Source organism: Micromonospora coxensis, from assembly GCF_900090295.1.
GTDB classification, from domain to species: Bacteria; Actinomycetota; Actinomycetes; order Mycobacteriales; family Micromonosporaceae; genus Micromonospora; species Micromonospora coxensis.
Genome location: NZ_LT607753.1, coordinates 4,416,155 through 4,434,342 on the forward strand (window position 1 = coordinate 4,416,155; position 18,188 = coordinate 4,434,342).

Sequence of the window (18,188 nt, forward strand, 5' to 3'; positions counted from 1 at the left end):
GGGTGTCAGCGCCGCCCGGTCGCGGCGACCGCGTCGATCAGCCAGCGCGAGATGGAGTACGCCGGCGGCAGCTCCGCCGGCAGCGCGTCCAGCGGGAACCAGCGCGCCTGCACCAGTTCCTTCCCGTCGACCACCGGTTCGGCGGTGGGGTCGGCGACGGTGGCGGTGAAGCCGGCGAGCAGGGTGCCCGGCCCGGACATGGCCCAGGGCTGGCTGCCGAAGTAGGCGACCGACGCCAGGGTCAGGCCCACCTCCTCGGCGACCTCCCGGTGCACGGCCGCCTCCAGCGACTCGCCCGCCTCCAGGAATCCGGCGACCAGGGCCCACAGCCCGGTCGGCCCGTACGAGTGCCGGACCAGCAGCAGTTCGTCGGGGCGTCCGGCCGGGCCGGGGCGGGTGACGGCGGCCAGCACGGCGGCGGAGAGGGCGACCGGGACGTACAGGTCGCAGTCGGGGCAGCGGCGGGCCGTCTCGCCGGGCACGTCGGCCAGTTCGGCCCGGCAGGCCCCGCACCAGCGGTGGGTACGCCGCCAGGTGAGCACCGCCAGCGCCCGCCCGGCGACGGTGGCGTGCGGTTCGGGCAGCTCGGCGGCGAGGGCACGCCAGCTCCGCCAGTTCCCGCTCTCGTCCCGTGCCACCTCGGCGCCCCACGCGCGGACCCCGTCCACGGTGCCGAGCGGCACCCAGGACGTCTGCGCCGGCAGGTCCCCGACCCGGGCGAGGCTCCCGTCGGGCCGGGTGAGCAGGGCGCGCCCGGCCACCGGCAGCGCCAGGTCGTCCGGCGCGGGCGGGACACCGGCGTCGGCGCCCGGCAGGAAGCCCGGGACCGGGCGGGCCGGCTCGCCGGTTGCCGGCGCGGACGCCGCGTCGGTGGACGGTTCGGTCACGGGGTGGCGGTGCGGCGGTCCACGACGCCCGCGCCCGCCGGCACCTCGAAGGCGGCCGGGTCGACCGACTCGGTGTAGCGGCTCAGGGTCACCTCGGTGGGGGCGCCGGCGAGGGTGCCGGAGAAGCTGCCGAGCACCCCTTCGGTGGTGACGCAGGTGGCGAAGTCGCCGGTGGAGCGCTTCACGTCGACGCAGGTGGCGTGGTGCCCGGCCACCGTGGTGTCGCTCTGCGTGATGACCGCGTCCGGGTCGAGGGCGGCGTCGGTGAGCAGACCCATCACCGCCGGCGGGGTGACCAGGCCGCGCTTCTCCGCCTCGGTCCAGACCAGCACCGAGGGCTTGCCGGCGGTCAGCTCCGGGGGCAGCACGGTGCAGGCGGTGCGGCCGGCCGTGGTCTCGCACCGGGTGACCGACTCCTGGGTGACGGTGATCTTGCCGTCCGGCCAGGTGTACGCCGACCGCAGCGGCGTCTTCGTCTGGGCGACGGAGGCGGTCCGGCCGCCGGGGAGCTGGTACTCGGCGGCCCACGTGGCGGTGAGCGCGCCGTCCATCCGCGCGGCGAGGTCGTTGACGAGGTCGGAGTGGCCGAGTGCCCGACCGGCGTCGTCGAGGGTCTGACAGCCGGTGACCGTGAGCGACGCGATGACCGACACGGAGAGCATGCGGAGAGTGGTCGAGGCGGCGGGCATGGCGACCAGCGTGGTCGATCGGGTCCACCGGACGCAAACCGGTTGCCGGTTGAGGGCCGAGAATCCGGGAATGTCCGTACCGTCCGTCACGGTGACGGGGTCCCACGGCACGGTTCGTACGGCGGGCGACGGCATGCGGCGGGCCGTCGCCCGATACGCTGCGTTCAACACCTGCCCCAGCCGCACCGTCGCGGCCCATACCGGACTCGCACACACGAACGAGGAGCGACTCAGTGGCAAGCATCGAAGGAATCGTCGCCCGGGAGATTCTCGACTCGCGGGGCAACCCGACGGTCGAGGTCGAGGTCGGGCTCGACGACGGCACGATCGCCCGCGCCGCGGTGCCGTCCGGCGCCTCGACCGGCGCCTTCGAGGCGATCGAGCTGCGCGACGGTGACAAGGATCGTTACCAGGGCAAGGGCGTCGAGAACGCGGTCACCAACATCGAGGACAAGATCGTCGACCAGCTCATCGGCTACGAGGCCAGCGAGCAGCGGCTGATCGACCAGAAGATGCTCGACCTCGACGGCACGGACAACAAGGGCGAGCTGGGCGCCAACGCCATCCTCGGCGTCTCGCTGGCCGTGGCGAAGGCCGCCGCCGGCAGCGCCGAGCTGAGCCTCTTCCGCTACCTGGGCGGCCCGAACGCGCACCTGCTGCCGGTGCCGATGATGAACATCCTCAACGGTGGCGCGCACGCCGACTCCAACGTCGACGTCCAGGAGTTCATGATCGCCCCGATCGGCGCGCCCAGCTTCCGCGAGGCGCTGCGCTCCGGCGCGGAGGTCTACCACGCGCTGAAGTCGGTGCTGAAGAAGAAGGACCTGTCGACCGGCCTGGGCGACGAGGGCGGCTTCGCCCCCAACCTGCCGAGCAACGCCGCCGCGCTGGACCTGATCGCCGAGGCGGTGGAGAAGGCCGGCTACCGGCTGGGCACCGACATCGTCTTCGCCCTCGACGTGGCCGCCACCGAGTTCTTCGACAACGGCACCTACACCTTCGAGGGCAGCGCGAAGAGCGCCGAGGAGATGAGCAACTACTACACCAAGCTCATCGGCGACTACCCGATCGTCTCGATCGAGGACCCGCTGTCGGAGGACGACTGGAGCGGCTGGGCCACCCTGACCGCCGCCGTCGGCGACCGGATCCAGATCGTCGGCGACGACCTCTTCGTCACCAACCCGCAGCGCATCGCCCGGGGCATCGCCGAGAAGGCCGCCAACGCGGTGCTGGTGAAGGTCAACCAGATCGGCTCGCTGACCGAGACCCTGGACGCCGTGGACCTGGCCCACCGGGCCGGCTTCAAGTGCATGATGAGCCACCGCTCCGGCGAGACCGAGGACACCACCATCGCCGACCTGGCCGTCGCCACCGGCTGCGGTCAGATCAAGACCGGCGCCCCGGCCCGCTCCGACCGCGTCGCCAAGTACAACCAGCTCCTGCGCATCGAGGAGGAGCTGGCCGACGCGGCGCGGTACGCCGGCGCGGGCGCGTTCCCGCGTTACCGTTCGGCCTGAGAGACGCGAGAGGCCTCGGGGGAGGGGTGTGACGATGCAGCAGCGCCGCACACCGGGTGGCCAGCGCCCCGTCCGTCGACCGACCGGTCGGCCGGGCGGGGCCCGCGCCCGGGCTGCCGTCCGTGACGGTGGGGTCCGCGCCGAGCCGCGGGCCGGCGCCGCGCGGACCCGGGGCGCGGAGGGCGTACGCTCCGCGAACCGGCCCGCCGCCGCCCGGCGTACGGCGGCCGGCGGCACCATCAAGCGGCTGACCGCACCCCACCCCCGACGCTTCACCGGGCGGGCCACCGTGCTCTTCGCGGTGCTGATCGCGCTCGCCCTGGCGTACACCTATCCGGTCCGGGTCTACCTCGACCAGCAGGTCGACATCGAGCGGATGGAGGCGTCCCAGGCCGCCCAGCGGCAGCGGATCTCCGACCTGTCGGCCGAGGCGGCGAAGTGGCAGGACAAGGAGTACATCAAGATCCAGGCTCGGGAGCGGTTCTACATGGTCCCGCCGGGCGAGGTGCCGGTGATCGTGCTGAACGACCCGGAGGGCGCCGCCCGGGACGCCGCCGCGGGCCGGCCGAAGGCCCCGCCGAAGACCCCGGATCCCTGGTACGACACCCTGTGGTCGAGCGTACGGGCGGCGGACGGCGACCAGCCCGAGCAGTGAGCAGCACCCGAGCACCGAACGAGAGATGGGCACCGTGACTGTCGTACCACCGCAGGAGCCGGCGGCGGACTCCGTACCCCCGCCGCAGCGCGAACCGGCCACCGAGGCCGACCTGGCCGCGGTGGCCGCGCAGCTCGGACGCCCGCCGCGCGGCACCCGGGCGGTGGCCCACCGCTGCCCGTGCGGACTGCCCGACGTGGTGGAGACGACGCCCCGGCTGGCCGACGGCACCCCGTTCCCGACGCTGTTCTACCTGACCTGTCCCCGGGCGACCGCGGCGTGCAGCCGGCTGGAGTCGGCCGGGCTGATGAAGGAGATGGCCGACCGTCTCACCGAGGACCCGGAGCTGGCCGCCCGCTACCGGGCCGCGCACGAGGACTACCTCGCCCGGCGCGAGGCGATCGGCGAGGTCCCGGAGATCGCCGGCATCTCCGCCGGTGGCATGCCGGGACGGGTGAAGTGCCTGCACGTGCACCTGGGGCACGCGCTGGGCGCCGGGCCGGGGGTCAACCCGTTCGGCGACGAGACGTTGGCGCTGGTGGAGAAGTGGTGGTCCGCCGGCCCGTGTGTGGACGTCCCGGCGGCGGAGTGACCATGGACGAGGTCGTCGTCCGGCGGGCCCGCACCGGCGACGTGCGGGGGATCCGGCGGCTGATCGACACGTACACCGACGACCGGCGGCTGCTCAGCAAGGCCACCGTCACCCTCTACGAGGACGTGCAGGAGTTCCGGGTCGCGGTGACCGGCGACGGCGCCGTGGTCGGCTGCGGCGCGCTGCACGTGATGTGGGAGGACCTGGCCGAGATCCGTACCGTCGCGGTGGACCCGGCCTGCCGGGGCCGCAAGCTCGGTCACCGGATCGTCGGCGAGCTGATCGACGCGGCCCGCGAGCTGGGCGTGGCCCGGATCTTCGTGCTGACCTTCGAGACCCGGTTCTTCGGCGCGTTCGGCTTCACCGAGATCGACGGTGCGCCGGTGCCGCAGCCGGTCTACGAGCAGCTGCTCCGCTCGTACGACGAGGGTGTCGCCGAGTTCCTGGACCTGGAGCGGGTCAAGCCGAACACCCTGGGCAACACCCGGATGCTGCTGCGGCTGTAGCGGTGGACCCCGCCCGGCTGCCGTAGGGTTGCTGCCGTGACGACGCGTGTGGCCGCCATCGACTGCGGGACCAACTCCATCCGTCTGCTGGTCGCCGACCTGCCCGAGGAGTCGGCGGGACCGCAGGCCCCGCTGGTCGACCTGACCCGCCGGATGGAGATCGTCCGGCTCGGCCAGGGCGTCGACCGGACCGGCCGGCTCGCCCCGGAGGCGATCGAACGGACCCGGGTGGCGCTCACCGACTACGCCGCCGAGATCGAGAAGCTCGGCGCGGAGCGGGTGCGGATGTGCGCCACGTCGGCCTCCCGGGACGCGTCCAACGCCGCTGACTTCCGGGCCATGGTGGAGCAGACCCTCGGCGTCGCGCCCGAGGTGGTCACCGGCGACGAGGAGGCCCGGCTCTCCTTCACCGGCGCGGTGCGCGGCCTGCCCGCCGACGCCGAGCCGCCGTACCTGGTGGTGGACATCGGGGGCGGCTCGACCGAGTTCGTCGTCGGCACCCGCTCCGGCGGGGTGCAGGCGGCGATCTCGATGGACATCGGCTGCGTCCGGATGACCGAGCGGCACCTGCACGGCGATCCGCCGACCCTGGACGAGATCGCCGCCGCGCAGGCCGACATCGCGGTCGCGGTGGACCGCGCGCTGGAGGCCGTCCCCGGCCGCGAGGCGGCCACGCTGGTCGGCCTCGCCGGGTCGGTCACCACCGTCGTCGCCATCGCCCAGGGCCTCACCGGGTACGACCCGGAGCGCATCCACCACGCCCGGGTGTCGTACGACGGGGTGGCCGAGGTGACCGCCGACCTGCTGGCGAAGTCGCGCGAGCAGCGGCTGGCCATCCCGGTGATGCACCCGGGCCGGGCCGACGTGATCGGGGCGGGCGCGCTGGTGCTGCGGGTCATCATGGAGCGGGCCGGGATGTCCTCGGTGATCGCCTCCGAGCACGACATCCTCGACGGCATCGCCTGGAGCCTCGCCGCGTAGCAGTGGGTGCCGGGGGCGTGGCTCGCCCGGAATGTCGCAGGTGTTCAGGCGATGGCGGCGATGTCCCCGTCATCGAAGTAGATGGCCTGGTGGAGGCGACCGCCGAGCGCGGCAGCGAACCGGGCCACGACGTCCTGACCCGAGATCCTGCCCTGCTCGATCTGGGACACCCGGCCCTTGGTGACGCCCATCCGGTCGGCGACCTGCTGCTGGGTCAGGCCTCGGGCCCGTCGTACCTCGGCCAGGCGATGCCCGATGACCTCGGCGAGGAGTTCCTGCTTGCCCGCCTCGACCGCGTCTTCGCCACCGGCGCGTGCGACGTGCTCGGCGCGGATGTCCCTCCAACGCGAGTAGTCGCTCATCCTGCTTCCCCCTCCTGCTGTGCCCGTTCCTTGAGATACAGCTCGTAGCGGTGTTCGGCCAGCGGAATGGCCTCGCGGTACCAAGCATTCCACTGCCCGGCCTTGTCGCCTGCGACGAGCAGGATGCTCGAACGCCAGGGGTCGAACGCGAAGAGGATGCGAATCGTCCCCGGCCGTAGCTCCTTCAGGTTTGCGACGGAGGACCCGTGGATGGTGTCGACCAGAGGCATGCCCAGCGCAGGCCCGGCCTCGGCCAGCAGGTCGATGGCTTGGACGACACGGGCGTGGTCGGCGTCGTCCAGGCATGCCAGCCAGTCCCGCACCTCGTCAACGAGGTAGATGTCCCACTCGTCTCCGTGCACCGAGCAAGTATAGCGATCGCTATACCTCGGTGGGCTCGTCCGTGACGGCGCGTCGCTACCGTGTTCTTGACGGTACTTCGCACTGCGCAGTAGTGTGCGAAGCGTGGATACCACACAACTACTGAAGGGTGTCCTGGACCTGGCCGTCCTCGCCGTGCTGCGCGACGAGGACGGCTACGGCTACGACATCCTGCGCCGGCTGCGCGAGGCCGGGTTGGAGGAGGTCGGCGACGCCTCCGTCTACGGCACCCTGCGCCGGCTCTTCGCCGCCGGCCTGCTGACCACGTACGTGGTGCCGAGCGAGTCCGGCCCGCACCGCAAGTACTACGCGCTCAACGCCGCCGGCCGGGACCAGCTCACCCGCTCCGGCAAGACCTGGCGCTCGTTCGCCACCACGATGGACAGGCTGCTCGACGATCGGGGGATGGCGGCATGACCGTCACTGGGCAGGAGATAGCGGACTACGTCGGGCGGGTGCGGGCCGCGTTGGCCGACCTGCCGCCCGCGGTGCGCGACGAGTTGACCGAGGACCTGCCGGAGCACCTCGCCGAGGTCGCCGCCGAGGGCGACGGCTCGTTGGTGCAGCGCCTCGGCGAGCCGGAGGCGTACGCCGCCGAACTGCGGTCCGCCGCCGGCGCGGCCGAGCCCGCCGCCGGTCGCCGCCGGCTGGAACAGCGGGTCGGCGCCGTCGCGCACCGGGTCCGCGGCCGGCTCGCCCGCTTCGACACCCGGCTGGGCCCGCTGCTCGGGTACGCCTCGGCGAGCGAGTTCCTGCGGCTGCTCCGTCCGGCCTGGTGGGTGCTGCGCGGCTATCTGGTCGCCATGCTGCTCAGCGTGATGAGTTCGGACGGCCCGATCGGCCTGCTGCCCCGGGTCGGCTCCAACGAGTTCGTCGGCCTCGTGCTGCTGGGCGGCGCCGTGCTCGCCTCGGTGTGGCTCGGCCGCAACACCGGCACGCTGCGGCGCTGGCCGCGCCGGCTGATGCACGCCGGCACCCTGGTGCTGGTGGTCTTCGGCCTGGCCACCCTGCTCGACGTCGACCAGGACGCCCGCTCGCACTATCCCTACGGCTACGACTCCATCTCCGTGCAGAACCCGTACGAGCAGGTGCAGGACGTCTTCGTCTACGACAGCGAGGGCCGGCTGGTGGAGAACGCGCGGCTGTTCGACCAGACCGGCACCCCGATCCGGCTCGGCTGGCCGAGCTGCGCCGACCCGTCGCTGCCGGACGTCAACCCGGTGCAGCGCGGCTACCCGTACTGCCCCGAGCAGGCGCCGTTCCGGCCTCGTCCGCCGGCCGCCGTTCCGGCCCCGCCCGGTACGGCGCCGACGACGGTGGCCCCGGCCCCGCCCGGTGCGGCGCCGACGGAGACGGCGCCGGCCACCCCGGCGCCCGCCCCGACCCCCGCCGTGCCGACCCCCGGCGGCAGCGCGAGCGCCTCCGTCGGCGCGGTGCCGACGTCCGTGCCGCCCGTCCCCGAGCCGACCCGGTGAGCATCGACACCCGGAAATGGCTGAACGGGTGAGCCCGGCGGGACAACGCATTCCGATCTTGGTGGCTACGGTGTCGTCTGCTCACTGACCCCACGGGAAGGAACGTCATTGTCCGAGCAGGTCGCACCGCCCGCCGGCTCCCCGGCAGGACCACCGGCCGGGGAGCCGGCAGCCCAGGTCACGCACCCCGGGCCGGAGCCGTCCCCGGGCGGCACACCGGTGCACACCGACGACCCGGCGGAGTCGGACGACCTGCGACCGGACGCCGACCGCACGGCCCCGGAGCCGGACGGGCCGGAAGGACCGGACGACGACCCGGCGGAGGAGGGGGCCGCCGGGACGGTGCGGCCGGTGCTGGCCGTGGCGAAGCTGCTCACCGTCGTCGCCGCGGTGGTCGGGGTGCTGGTCGTCGCCGGGCTGAAGTTCGGCGCCGGCGCGGCGCTGGCCGACCTGCTCCGCCCCGACCCGGTGGCCGACGCGAAGTCCGGCGACTGCCTCACCGAGCTGCCGCAGGTCAGCGGCACGGAGGAGCGGACGGTCCGGGATGTCGCGGTGGTCGACTGCGGCTCCGCCGACGCGGCGTACACGGTGGCCGGGCGGGTGGACGACCAGACCCAGGAGCAGGCGCGCTCCGGCCGGGCCTGCGAGCAGTTCGTGCGGCCCGACGAGGACGGCTACGTCTTCTACAACATCGCCCCGGGCGAGAGGGGCTACCTGCTCTGCCTCACCCGGCGCACCTGACGGCACCGGTACGACACCGCCGACGGCGGCGCGGGAAGGACTCCGCGCCGCCGCCGGTGTATCCGGGGTCCACGCCGGGTGAACGGGAGGTATATGCCACTGTTCTCGCGTCTTCCCGGCGCGCTCACGGCGTGGCAGGCTACCGGCACGTACGACCACTGTGCGACCAGCCAACGATGACTGACCGTCAGGAGGACAGACCAATGGGCGAGATGGTGAGCTACACCGGCAACGGAGGGACGCGCGAGGGGTATCTCGCGATACCCTCCAGCGGTGCGGCCAGCCCCGCGGTCATCGTCATCCAGGACTGGTGGGGTCTCGTGCCCCACGTACGGTCGGTCGTGGACCGGTTCGCCGAGGCGGGCTTCGTCGCCCTCGCGCCGGACTTCCGGCACGGCCAGCCGGCGAGCCGGCCGAGTGAGCCGCAGCAGATGTTGAACAGCGTCCAGATGGACGAGGCGGCGGCCGACATCGCCGTCGCGGCCGACTTCCTGGCCGGTCGTCCCGAGGTCGCCGGCAAGGTCGGCTGCGCCGGCTTCTGCGCCGGGGCCAGCCTGGCCCTCTGGGCGGCCACCCGCTCCGAGCGGATCGTCGCCACCGCCGCCTTCTATCCGCGCCTGCCGTGGGAGGGCATGGATTCCGCGTGGGGCGACTACGCGGGCAAGGCCGCCGTCATCCACTGCTCGGAGGCGGACGGCACCTCCGCCGACGAGGGCGTGCAGGCCGTCCGGCAGGCCGTGGAGACGGCCGGCGGCACCTGCCAGACCTACGACTACCCGGGCACCGCGCACGCCTTCTTCAACGAGGACCGGCCGGAGAACTACGACCAGCGGGCCGCCGCCACCGCCTGGGCCCGCACCCTCGAACTCTTCCGGGCCAAGCTTGGCTGAGGCCCGTACCCCCGACGAGGTGGTCGCCCGCGCCGCGCGGGCGACCGACCTGGCCGACCTCGACGGCGCGGTCGGTGACTGCTTCGCCTGCCCGCGCCTGGTCGGCTGGCGGGAGGAGGTCGCCCGGACGAAGCGGGCGGCCTTCCGGGACCAGGAGTACTGGGGCCGCCCGGTCCCCGGCTTCGGCACGGCGGACGCCCGGATCGCCATCCTCGGCCTGGCCCCGGCCGCGCACGGCGGCAACCGCACCGGCCGCATCTTCACCGGCGACCGCTCCGGCGACGTGCTCTTCGCCGCGCTGCACCGCGCCGGCCTGGCCAACCAGCCGACCAGCGTCGCCGCCGACGACGGGCTCACCCTGCGCGACCTGCGCGTCTTCTCCGCCGTGCGGTGCGCGCCGCCGGACAACAAACCCACCCCCGCCGAACGGGACACCTGCGCCCCCTGGCTGCACCGCGAGGTGGCGCTGATCCGGCCCACCCTGCGCGTGGTGGTGGCGCTGGGCGCCTTCGCCTGGGCCGCGTGGTGGCCGACGCTGCGGCACGTGTACGGCGTCGCCCCGCCCAGCCCGCGACCGGTCTTCGGCCATGGGGCACACTGGTCCGGGACGGCCGCCCCCGACCTGCTCGGCTGCTACCACGTCAGCCAGCAGAACACGTTCACGGGACGGCTGACACCAGGGATGCTGGACGACGTGTTCGCCCGGGCGAAACAACTCGCCGGAGTGGACTGAGCTGCGTGGGGCGGTGGCGATGGACCTCGGCGTGCTGCGCAGATGGTGGCCCGTCGCCGTGGTGGTCCTGCTGCTCGCCGCCGCGGCGCTCGCCGCCGGCAACTCCTCGATCGGGGCCAGCCGCATCCCGCCGGTCGCCGACAACATCCCGTACGTCCCGGAGTACCCCGCCGGTGAGCCGGCCCCCTCGATCCCCGTCGAGCCGCGCACCGACGCCGAGCGGACCCAGGCCGACGTGCCGCAGTGGATCGCCACCGTGGCGATCGTGCTGCTCGGCCTCGCCATCCTCGCCGCCCTCGGCTACCTGACCTGGACGCTGCTGCGCGGCGCGCTGCGCCGGCGGACCCGCGCGGTGCCGGTGGCCCGGGCCCGGCGCACCGCCGAGGGCACCGCCCGGGAGGTGGTCGCCGCCCTCGACGCCGGCCTGGTCGAGTTGGACGACGCCGACACCGACCCGCGCACCGCGGTCATCGCCTGCTGGGTACGCCTGGAGGAGGCCGCCACCGAGGCCGGGGTGCCACGGCGCACCGGGGACACCCCGACCGACCTGGTCACCCGGCTGCTGCGGGGCGACCCGGCCGCCGGGGTCCCCGCGATCGCCAGCGCCGACGTGCTGGCGGAGTTCGCGCACGTCTACCGCGAGGCCCGCTACGCCACCCACGCCGTGGACGCGCGGATGCGCGACCAGGCCCGGGCCGCGTTGCGCCGGCTGCGCGGCGAGCTGGCCGCCCTCGCCACCGCCGCCGGCGAGGTGTCGGCGTGAGCGAGCGGACCGGCCTCGACGACCTGCTCCGCTTCGAGGAGGAGGCCCCGCCCCCGGCCGGTCGTGCCCGGGGCGGACGGGCCCGGACGGTGTTCCGTACCCTCGCGGTGGCCGCCGCGGCGACCGCGGTCGTCCTGGTCTGCCTCCGCGCGGTCGGCCTCCAGCTCTCGATCTGGATCGTGGTGGCCGGTGTGCTGGCGGTCCTCGCCGTGCGCCGGGTCACCGCGGCGCTCTCCCCGCCGCCCCCGCCGAGGGCCGGCGTCCGCGCCCCGGCCGGCGAGGAGCCCGGCGGGTGGAACTGGGGCGCCCGGGACGCCCTGCGGGCGGCCATCAACGGCTGGGAACGGCCGCTGGACTGGTCCTCCGGCAACCGGGAGCGGTTCACCGAGCGGATCCTGCCCCGCCTCGGCGAGCTGGCCGACGAGCGGCTGCGCCAACGGCACGGGGTGACCCGCGAATCCGACCCGACCCGGGCCCGTGCCCTGCTCGGGGAGCCGCTGTGGACGTTTCTCGGCAGCCCCTCCCGACGCCCCCCGTCGCCGCGCGACCTCGCGGCGATCGTCGCCGAACTGGAGAAGATATGAACGACGTGGACCGCAGCATCCCCGCCACCGAGGTGGGCCACCTGGCCCGGGCGGTGCTGGACGCGGTCGGTCAGGTCGTGGTCGGCAAGCGGGAGGCGCTGGAGCTGGTGCTCGCCGGCATCCTGGCCGGCGGACACGTGCTGCTGGAGGACCTGCCCGGCCTCGGCAAGACGCTGACCGCGCGGTCCTTCGCGCAGGCCCTCGGGCTGGACTTCCGCCGCCTGCAGTTCACCCCCGACCTGCTCCCGGCCGACGTCACCGGCTCCTTCCTCTACGACCAGCGCAGCGGCGACTTCTCGTTCCGCGCCGGTCCGGTCTTCACCAACCTGCTGCTCGCCGACGAGATCAACCGGACGCCGCCGAAGACCCAGTCGGCGCTGCTGGAGGCGATGCAGGAGAAGCAGGTCTCCGTGGAGGGCGTCACCTACAAGCTGGACGAGCCGTTCCACGTGCTCGCCACCGCCAACCCGATCGAGTACGAGGGCACCTACCCGCTGCCGGAGGCGCAGCTGGACCGGTTCCTGCTGCGGGTGTCGTTCGGCTACCCGCAGCGCGAGGAGGAGTGGGACGTGCTGCGCCGGCGGATGGCCCGCCGCCGCGAGGAGGCCGAGATCAAGCCGGTGGTCGACGCGGCCACGCTGCGCGCCATGCAGGCCGCGCTGGAGGACGTGGTGGTCGAGGACTCCGTCGGCCGGTACATCGTCGACCTGACCGCGGCCACCCGGGAGCACCCGTCGGTGCTGGTCGGGGCGTCGCCGCGTGGCTCGCTGGCGCTGCTGCTGCTGGCCCGCGTCCGGGCCGTCTTCGCCGGGCGCGACTACGTGGTCCCGGAGGACGTCAAGGAGGTGGCGGCCCCGGCGCTGGCGCACCGGATCACCCTGCGACCGGAGATGTGGCTGCGCCGGGTCGATCCGTCCTTCGTGGTCGGTGAGGTGCTGGAACAGACCCCCGCCCCGGCCAGCGGCGCGCTTCCCAGCCACGCGGCCGGCCGGGCCGGGCGCTGACGGCCGTGCCCATCGAGGACGGGCAGGAGCCCGCGGCGGGCTGGGCGCCGACCTGGGCGCTGGGCCGGGCGGTGCTGCTCACCGGGCTGCTGCTGATCGCCGCCGTGCTGCTCGGCCGGGCCGATCTGGTGGTGCTCGCCACGCCGTTCGCGCTCGGCACCGCGTACGCGCTGCGCCGCCGCCCGGTCGCCGCCCCGCAGCTCGAGATCACCGCCGAGGACGCGCACCTGGTCGAGGGCGGTGCGCTGGCCGGGACGGTCAGCGTCGGCAACCCGGACACCGTGCCGTACCACCTGGCCGTGGTGCGGACCCGGGTCTCGCCCTGGCTGCGGGTCGAGCGGGTCGGCTTCGGCGGCGCCGGGGTGGACGTCAGCCGCTCCGGCGGCGCGGACCGTCCGTTCGTCACCGCCATCCCCACCGGCGCCGCCGTCGACCTGGAGCTGACCGGCACCGCGCTGCGCTGGGGCCGGCACCCGATCGGCCCGGCCGGCGCCCGGGTCGCCACCGCCGACGGGTTGCTGGTCTCCCGCGCGGTCATCACCGAGCCGGTGCGGATGCGGGTCTACCCGATGACCGAGCCGTTCGAGGCGGTGGAGGCGATGCCCCGGGCCGCCGGGCTGGTCGGCGCGCACCACTCGCGCCGACCCGGCGAGGGCGGTGAGCTGGCCGGCGTACGGGTCTTCGCGCCGGGCGACCGGCTGCGCCGCATCGACTGGCGGGTGTCGCTGCGGGCCCGGCAACTGCACGTGGCCGCCACCCTCTCCGACCGGGACGCGGAGGTGGTGGTCCTGCTCGACGTGCTCGCCGAGGCGGGCCGCTCGGGCGGGGTGAAGGGCGCGGCGTCGGTGCTGGACACCACGGTCCGGGCCGCCGCCGCGATCGCCGAGCACTACCTGCACCGCGGGGACCGGGTGGCGATGCTGGAGTACGGGCCGGCGGCCCGCCGGCTGCGTCCGGCCACCGGGCGGCGGCAGTACCTGACCGTGCTGGAGTGGTTGCTCGACACCCACGCCGAGTCGTCCCCGCACGAGCCGTACGACCAGGTCTTCGGCCCGCAGTTGCTCTCGGCGGACGCGCTGGTGGTGGTGCTCACCCCGCTGCTGGACGAGCGGTCGGCGCAGATGCTGGCCCGGCTGGCCCGGGGCGGCCGGTTCGTGGTGGCGGTGGACACCCTGCCGGTCGACCTCCCGCCGCCCGGCGACAAGGGCTGGGCGCCGGTGGCGTACCGGCTGTGGCGGCTGGACCGGGACACGATGATCGCCCAGCTGCGCGAGCACGGCGTGCCGGTGGTGCCGTGGGCCGGCGCGGGCAGCCTCGACCAGGTGCTGCGGGACGTGGCCCGGCTGGCCACCGCCCCCCGGGTGGGTGCCCGGTGAGCGCGAGGAACGCGGCGCAGCGGAGTCCCGCAGTCGCGAACGAGAGCGGGCGACGGTGAACGCCGTCGCCGGGCGGGTGAGGGCGGCGCGTGCCGCGCTGCACCGGGTGAGCCCGATGGCCCTGCTGGTGCGTCTCGGCATCTTCGTGGTGGTGTGGGCCGGTCTGTTGCTGGCGTTCCCGGCGCAGCTGTTCAGCGCGCGGGCGCTGCTCGCCCTCACCGTGGTGGCGGTGCTGCCGGCGGCGGGGCCGCGCCGGGTGTGGCCGACCTTCGCCGCCCTGGTCACGGTGGCCGGCTGGGTGATGGCCTCCGCCGGGTACGACCGCCCGATCGCGCTCTGGCGGCTGCTCGCCGTGGCCGCGACGCTCTACCTCGGGCACACCCTCTGCGCGCTCGCCGCGGTGCTGCCCTACGACGCGGTCGTCGACCCGGACGTGTTGGTGCGCTGGCTCACCCGGGCCGCCGCAGTGGTCCTCGCCACGTCGGTGGTCGGGGTCGTCCTGGCCTGGTTGGGCGGGATCGGCGGGGCTGACGGGTTCCAGGCGGCGACCGTGGCCGGACTGCTGGTGGCGGTGGTGCTCAGTGGGCTGTTGGGGTGGCTGTTACGTCGCAGATAGCGGGACGCTGCGAGAAGTTGTGCAGGTCACAGGGGTTGTGCTCCGTCACAGATGGGGGTCTCGAACGGGATTAGCCGAGCCGCCCGGGGAAAGATAGATGACGTGAATCCGAAGCGGATCCTTGTCGTGGGTGCCGGGCACGTCGGCCTGTACGCCGCTCTGCGCCTGTCCAAGAAGCTGAGCCCTCGTGAGGCCGAGGTCGTCGTCGTCGACCCGCAGCCGCACATGACCTACCAGCCGTTCCTCCCCGAGGCGTCGGCGGGCAACATCTCGCCCCGCCACTCCGTGGTGCCGCTGCGGCGGGAGCTGCGCAAGTGCAAGGTCCTGGTGGGCGCGGTGACGCGGATCGACCACGCCCGCAAGACGGCGGTGGTGCAGCCGATCAGCGGCCCGACCCGGGAGATCCAGTACGACCACGTCGTGGTGGCCCCCGGCTCGGTCTCCCGGACGCTGCCGATCCCCGGCCTGCACGAGCACGGGATCGGTTTCAAGACCATCGGCGAGGCGATCTACCTGCGCAACCACGTGCTGGACCGGCTGGACGTGGCGGCCGCCACGGTCGACCCGGTGGTCCGCCGCAACGCGCTGACCTTCGTCTTCGTCGGCGGTGGCTACGCCGGCATCGAGGCGCTCGCCGAGATGGAGGACATGGCCCGCGACGCCCTGCGCTACTACCCGGAGCTCAAGCCGGATGACATGCGCTGGGTGCTGGTCGAGGCGACCCAGCGGGTGCTGCCCGAGGTCGACCGGGACATGGGCGCCTACACGGTGCAGCAGCTGCTCAAGCGCAACATGGACATCCGGCTGGACACCCGGCTGGAGTCCTGCGTGGACGGCCTGGTGAAGCTCTCCGACGGCGACAGCTTCAAGGCCGACACGATCGTCTGGACGGCCGGCGTGAAGCCGTCGCCGATGCTGGACGCGACCGACTTCCCGCGGGACGACCGGCGGCGGGTCACCTGCCTGCCGACGTTGCAGGTGGTCGACGGCGACCGGGTGGTCGAGGGGGCGTGGAGCGCGGGCGACTGCGCGGCCGTGCCGGACCTCACCAAGGAGCCGGGCAACTTCTGCTCGCCGAGCGCGCAGCACGCGGTGCGTCAGGCCGCCCGGATGGCCGACAACATCGCCAACGTGATCCGCGGGCGCGAGCCGGTCAACTACAAGCACAAGCACGCGGGCAGCGTGGCCAGCCTCGGCCTGTACAAGGGCGTCGCCCAGGTGTACGGCGTCAAGATGACCGGCTGGCCGGCGTGGTTCATGCACCGGACGTACCACATGAGCCGGATCCCGTCGTTCAACCGCAAGGTCCGGGTCGTGGTCGACTGGACGCTGGCGTTCTTCCTCAAGCGTGAGGTCGTCGCCCTCGGCCAGCTGCACGACCCGCGTGAGGAGTTCGTCGAGGCGTCCGCGCCGCCGGCCCCGAAGCAGCCGGTCGGCGCCGGCAAGCCGGTCTGACCCGACTCGCGACAGGGCCCCTCCCGGGTACGGGAGGGGCCCTTCGTCGTCGGCGTCGCCGCGTCCGGGCGGTGAGGGCCGAGGCCGGTCAGACCCGCCAGGTCCAGGCGTCGGCGATCCGGGTCCCCGGGCCGTAGAGCTGCACCAGGGTGCGGCGCAGGCTCTCCGCGTGCGGGGCGTCGTCGGTGACCGCCACGCAGGACGCGCCCCAGAAGTCGGCGTCGGCGCGGGCCTGCCGCCGCTGCTCCTCACCGATCACCGGCTCGTCGCCCCGCTTCGCCACGTCCGCCAGCAGCGCGGAGGTGGGCTGCTTGAAGGTGCCCATCGCGGCCGAGCCGTCGGGCCCGTGCGGCCCGATGAAGAAGCCCTCCGGCAGGCCGAACTCCGCGTCCGCCGCCGTGGCCCAGCGCATCGGCCACGGCTCCTTCGGGGTGGCCGCCGGCACGGGCGCCAGCACGCCGCCGGGGGGTACGCAGTCGCGCCAGTGGCCGCCGCTGATGAACTCCGGCAACGCCGGCCGGTCGGCGGTCGGCAGGGGAGCGGGGAAGACGGTGAGCAGGGCCGCTCCGACGGCGGCCGGGACCAGCAGCCGGACCCGGCCGGGGGCGCGCAGGGCCCGGTCCACGGCGAGCACCAGCAGGGTGGCGGCCAGCGGCAGCACGGCCAGGGCGAACCGCATCGGCAGCGCGCCGTCGACCACCGGCAGCCCGGCGAGCAGCGCGTACGGCCCGGGCACCGGGCTGGGATCGCCGTCGAGGACGATCCGCGGGCCGAGCGACAGCGCCCCGGTGACCAGCGCCCCGGCGGTGCAGGCGACCACCAGCGGCCGGCGACGCAGCCAGAGCGCGCAGGCGGCGGTCACCAGCAGCAGGGGTACGCCGAGGAAGGTGTTGTACTCGGCCGGACCGGTGGTCAGCCGGGCCGAGGCGTCGTCGCCGACCACCGACAGCGGCGAGGTCGCCCACCAGCTGCGCAGGTCGGCCGAGAAGTAGTGCGGGCTGAACATCCCGTCCGCCACCCCCTGCGGGCCGGCGAACTGGAACCACAGCGGGTAGCCGAGGACGACCAGGGCCAGCCCGGTGGCCACCGTCATCCCGCCGGCGAAGCCGGGCAACGCCCGCCGCAGCAGCTCCCGGTCGGCGAAGCCGTACGCGACGGTCATCACCAGCAGGGTCACCGCGGCCAGGAAGAGCACCTCCTCGCCGACGAAGACCTGTACGCAGACCACCGCCGCCAGCCCGACCGCCGAGGTGAGCAGCCGCCGCCGGTCGGCCCGGTCGAGCGAGCGCGGCCCCGGGTCGGCGGCCCGCAGCAGCCGCACCACCAGCCAGACGATCACCGGCACCAGCCACTGCGCCGTCATGTGCAGGTGGCTGTTGGACTGCGACACCATGCCGGGGCCGAAGCCGCACAGTCCGGCGCCCAGCGCGGCGGCGAGCCGGCGGGCGTGCAGGGTTCGGGTGAAGAGCAGGTACCAGGCGATCGCGGTGCCGGCCAGGTTGACGGCGACCAGCAGGGCGAAGGTGACCGGCGCGCCGAGGAGCAGGGTGACCGGGGCGAACAGCACCCCGAGCGCGATGACCGTGGTGTTGGTCATCAGGTTCACCCCCTGCGGGGCGTTGAGCCGGTCGGTGAGCAGGCCGAAGTCGCCCCGCAGCGCCCGCGCGTCGACGGCCAGGAACCATTCGTAGAGGGTCTGGTCCGCCGGGTTGAGGGCCAGCACCCGGGCGCCCGGGTCGGGCCAGAGCCCGTGGGTGAGCCAGCTCGCGAGCAGTACGAAGGCCAGGCCGACCGTCAGGTCGACGCGGTGCTGCAGGAGCAGGGCCCGCCAGCGGGCGGTGCGGGAACCGGTCGCGGCCGGCTCGGCGAGGCCGACAGCCAGGTCGGGGTCGGCGCCGGACGCCGTACGGGCTGCGCTGGTCACACGCTCGACCCTAGTGCGGCGGCGGTCACCGGGTACGCCGGGTGACCGGGGAACGGT

21 protein-coding genes are annotated in these 18,188 nt (G+C 74.2%); 16 read left to right on the forward strand and 5 right to left on the reverse strand.

Annotated elements, in window-relative coordinates; genetic code table 11:
* Window positions 1-5: 5 nt before the first annotated feature.
* Both nudC and GA0070614_RS20260 read right to left on the reverse strand, forming a co-directional pair.
* Window positions 6-887 (reverse strand): NAD(+) diphosphatase, encoded by an 882-nt coding sequence (gene nudC / locus GA0070614_RS20255; protein WP_088977442.1) that lies wholly within the window; start codon window positions 885-887, stop codon window positions 6-8.
* Window positions 884-1,576: a hypothetical protein gene (locus GA0070614_RS20260; RefSeq protein ID WP_088979545.1), complete on the reverse strand. Its 693-nt coding sequence runs from the start codon at window positions 1,574-1,576 to the stop codon at window positions 884-886. Before GA0070614_RS20260 ends, nudC begins: the two co-directional genes overlap by 4 nt.
* Window positions 1,577-1,809: 233 nt before the next feature.
* Here GA0070614_RS20260 and eno point away from each other — a divergent pair, with 233 nt between their 5' ends.
* Genes eno through GA0070614_RS20285 form a run of 5 tightly spaced genes read left to right on the forward strand, consistent with a single transcriptional unit; the run spans window position 1,810 to window position 5,827 of the window.
* On the forward strand, window positions 1,810-3,093 hold the full coding sequence (gene eno, locus GA0070614_RS20265; protein WP_088977443.1) for a phosphopyruvate hydratase: 1,284 nt from the start codon (window positions 1,810-1,812) through the stop codon (window positions 3,091-3,093).
* Window positions 3,094-3,127: 34 nt separating this feature from the next.
* The gene (locus GA0070614_RS20270) at window positions 3,128-3,748 is read left to right on the forward strand and encodes an FtsB family cell division protein (RefSeq protein WP_088979546.1); all 621 of its coding nucleotides are present in this window, start codon (window positions 3,128-3,130) and stop codon (window positions 3,746-3,748) included.
* Between the two features lie 34 nt (window positions 3,749-3,782).
* The gene (locus tag GA0070614_RS20275; protein WP_088979547.1) at window positions 3,783-4,340 is read left to right on the forward strand and encodes a DUF501 domain-containing protein; all 558 of its coding nucleotides are present in this window, start codon (window positions 3,783-3,785) and stop codon (window positions 4,338-4,340) included.
* Window positions 4,341-4,342: 2 nt separating this feature from the next.
* A complete protein-coding gene (locus GA0070614_RS20280; protein ID WP_088977444.1) occupies window positions 4,343-4,846 on the forward strand; it encodes an amino-acid N-acetyltransferase in 504 nt (167 codons plus the stop codon).
* Window positions 4,847-4,894: 48 nt separating this feature from the next.
* A complete protein-coding gene (locus GA0070614_RS20285; RefSeq protein ID WP_088977445.1) occupies window positions 4,895-5,827 on the forward strand; it encodes a Ppx/GppA phosphatase family protein in 933 nt (310 codons plus the stop codon).
* A gap of 44 nt (window positions 5,828-5,871) precedes the next feature.
* Here the strand turns inward: GA0070614_RS20285 and GA0070614_RS20290 are convergent, their stop codons facing one another.
* Window positions 5,872-6,189, reverse strand: coding sequence for a helix-turn-helix domain-containing protein (locus tag GA0070614_RS20290; RefSeq protein WP_088977446.1), 318 nt, complete (start codon window positions 6,187-6,189; stop codon window positions 5,872-5,874).
* A complete protein-coding gene (locus tag GA0070614_RS20295; RefSeq protein ID WP_088977447.1) occupies window positions 6,186-6,551 on the reverse strand; it encodes a type II toxin-antitoxin system RelE/ParE family toxin in 366 nt (121 codons plus the stop codon). The genes GA0070614_RS20290 and GA0070614_RS20295 overlap by 4 nt, the downstream gene beginning before the upstream one ends.
* A 103-nt stretch (window positions 6,552-6,654) precedes the next feature.
* Here GA0070614_RS20295 and GA0070614_RS20300 point away from each other — a divergent pair, with 103 nt between their 5' ends.
* From GA0070614_RS20300 to GA0070614_RS20350, 11 genes are all read left to right on the forward strand, one after another.
* A complete protein-coding gene (locus tag GA0070614_RS20300) occupies window positions 6,655-6,987 on the forward strand; it encodes a PadR family transcriptional regulator (protein WP_088977448.1) in 333 nt (110 codons plus the stop codon).
* Window positions 6,984-8,045, forward strand: coding sequence for an HAAS signaling domain-containing protein (locus GA0070614_RS20305; RefSeq protein WP_088977449.1), 1,062 nt, complete (start codon window positions 6,984-6,986; stop codon window positions 8,043-8,045). Before GA0070614_RS20300 ends, GA0070614_RS20305 begins: the two co-directional genes overlap by 4 nt.
* A gap of 108 nt (window positions 8,046-8,153) precedes the next feature.
* Window positions 8,154-8,786: an LppU/SCO3897 family protein gene (locus GA0070614_RS20310; RefSeq protein WP_157745049.1), complete on the forward strand. Its 633-nt coding sequence runs from the start codon at window positions 8,154-8,156 to the stop codon at window positions 8,784-8,786.
* A gap of 203 nt (window positions 8,787-8,989) precedes the next feature.
* Window positions 8,990-9,676, forward strand: coding sequence for a dienelactone hydrolase family protein (locus GA0070614_RS20315; protein WP_088977451.1), 687 nt, complete (start codon window positions 8,990-8,992; stop codon window positions 9,674-9,676).
* On the forward strand, window positions 9,669-10,409 hold the full coding sequence (locus GA0070614_RS20320) for a uracil-DNA glycosylase (RefSeq protein ID WP_408630700.1): 741 nt from the start codon (window positions 9,669-9,671) through the stop codon (window positions 10,407-10,409). The genes GA0070614_RS20315 and GA0070614_RS20320 overlap by 8 nt, the downstream gene beginning before the upstream one ends.
* A gap of 19 nt (window positions 10,410-10,428) precedes the next feature.
* Complete coding sequence (locus GA0070614_RS20325; RefSeq protein ID WP_088977453.1) at window positions 10,429-11,172, forward strand: DUF4129 domain-containing protein; 744 nt, start codon at window positions 10,429-10,431, stop codon at window positions 11,170-11,172.
* Window positions 11,169-11,756, forward strand: a complete 588-nt coding sequence (locus GA0070614_RS20330) for a hypothetical protein (RefSeq protein ID WP_088977454.1) — start codon at window positions 11,169-11,171, stop codon at window positions 11,754-11,756. Before GA0070614_RS20325 ends, GA0070614_RS20330 begins: the two co-directional genes overlap by 4 nt.
* On the forward strand, window positions 11,753-12,760 hold the full coding sequence (locus tag GA0070614_RS20335) for an AAA family ATPase (RefSeq protein ID WP_088977455.1): 1,008 nt from the start codon (window positions 11,753-11,755) through the stop codon (window positions 12,758-12,760). Before GA0070614_RS20330 ends, GA0070614_RS20335 begins: the two co-directional genes overlap by 4 nt.
* Window positions 12,757-14,136 carry a DUF58 domain-containing protein gene (locus GA0070614_RS20340; RefSeq protein ID WP_088977456.1) on the forward strand — a complete coding sequence of 460 codons (1,380 nt, stop codon included), beginning with the start codon at window positions 12,757-12,759 and terminating at the stop codon, window positions 14,134-14,136. Before GA0070614_RS20335 ends, GA0070614_RS20340 begins: the two co-directional genes overlap by 4 nt.
* A gap of 55 nt (window positions 14,137-14,191) precedes the next feature.
* Window positions 14,192-14,752 (forward strand): hypothetical protein, encoded by a 561-nt coding sequence (locus GA0070614_RS20345; RefSeq protein ID WP_088977457.1) that lies wholly within the window; start codon window positions 14,192-14,194, stop codon window positions 14,750-14,752.
* 102 nt (window positions 14,753-14,854) lie between these two features.
* Window positions 14,855-16,207, forward strand: a complete 1,353-nt coding sequence (locus tag GA0070614_RS20350) for an NAD(P)/FAD-dependent oxidoreductase (RefSeq protein WP_088977458.1) — start codon at window positions 14,855-14,857, stop codon at window positions 16,205-16,207.
* Window positions 16,208-16,295: 88 nt separating this feature from the next.
* Here the strand turns inward: GA0070614_RS20350 and GA0070614_RS20355 are convergent, their stop codons facing one another.
* Entirely contained in the window at window positions 16,296-18,131 is a 1,836-nt protein-coding gene (locus tag GA0070614_RS20355) for a hypothetical protein (protein ID WP_088977459.1), read from the reverse strand.
* Between the last annotated feature and the right edge of the window lie 57 nt (window positions 18,132-18,188).

Excerpts from the sequence above, each read along its gene's own strand:
- GA0070614_RS20260 (WP_088979545.1), bottom strand. The coding sequence starts at position 1,576 with ATGCCCGCCGCCTCGACCACTCTCCGCATGCTCTCCGTGTCGGTCATC.
- GA0070614_RS20270 (WP_088979546.1), top strand. The coding sequence starts at position 3,128 with ATGCAGCAGCGCCGCACACCGGGTGGCCAGCGCCCCGTCCGTCGACCG.
- GA0070614_RS20280 (WP_088977444.1), top strand. The coding sequence starts at position 4,343 with ATGGACGAGGTCGTCGTCCGGCGGGCCCGCACCGGCGACGTGCGGGGG.
- GA0070614_RS20290 (WP_088977446.1), bottom strand. The coding sequence starts at position 6,189 with ATGAGCGACTACTCGCGTTGGAGGGACATCCGCGCCGAGCACGTCGCA.
- GA0070614_RS20305 (WP_088977449.1), top strand. The coding sequence starts at position 6,984 with ATGACCGTCACTGGGCAGGAGATAGCGGACTACGTCGGGCGGGTGCGG.
- GA0070614_RS20315 (WP_088977451.1), top strand. The coding sequence starts at position 8,990 with ATGGGCGAGATGGTGAGCTACACCGGCAACGGAGGGACGCGCGAGGGG.
- GA0070614_RS20325 (WP_088977453.1), top strand. The coding sequence starts at position 10,429 with ATGGACCTCGGCGTGCTGCGCAGATGGTGGCCCGTCGCCGTGGTGGTC.
- GA0070614_RS20335 (WP_088977455.1), top strand. The coding sequence starts at position 11,753 with ATGAACGACGTGGACCGCAGCATCCCCGCCACCGAGGTGGGCCACCTG.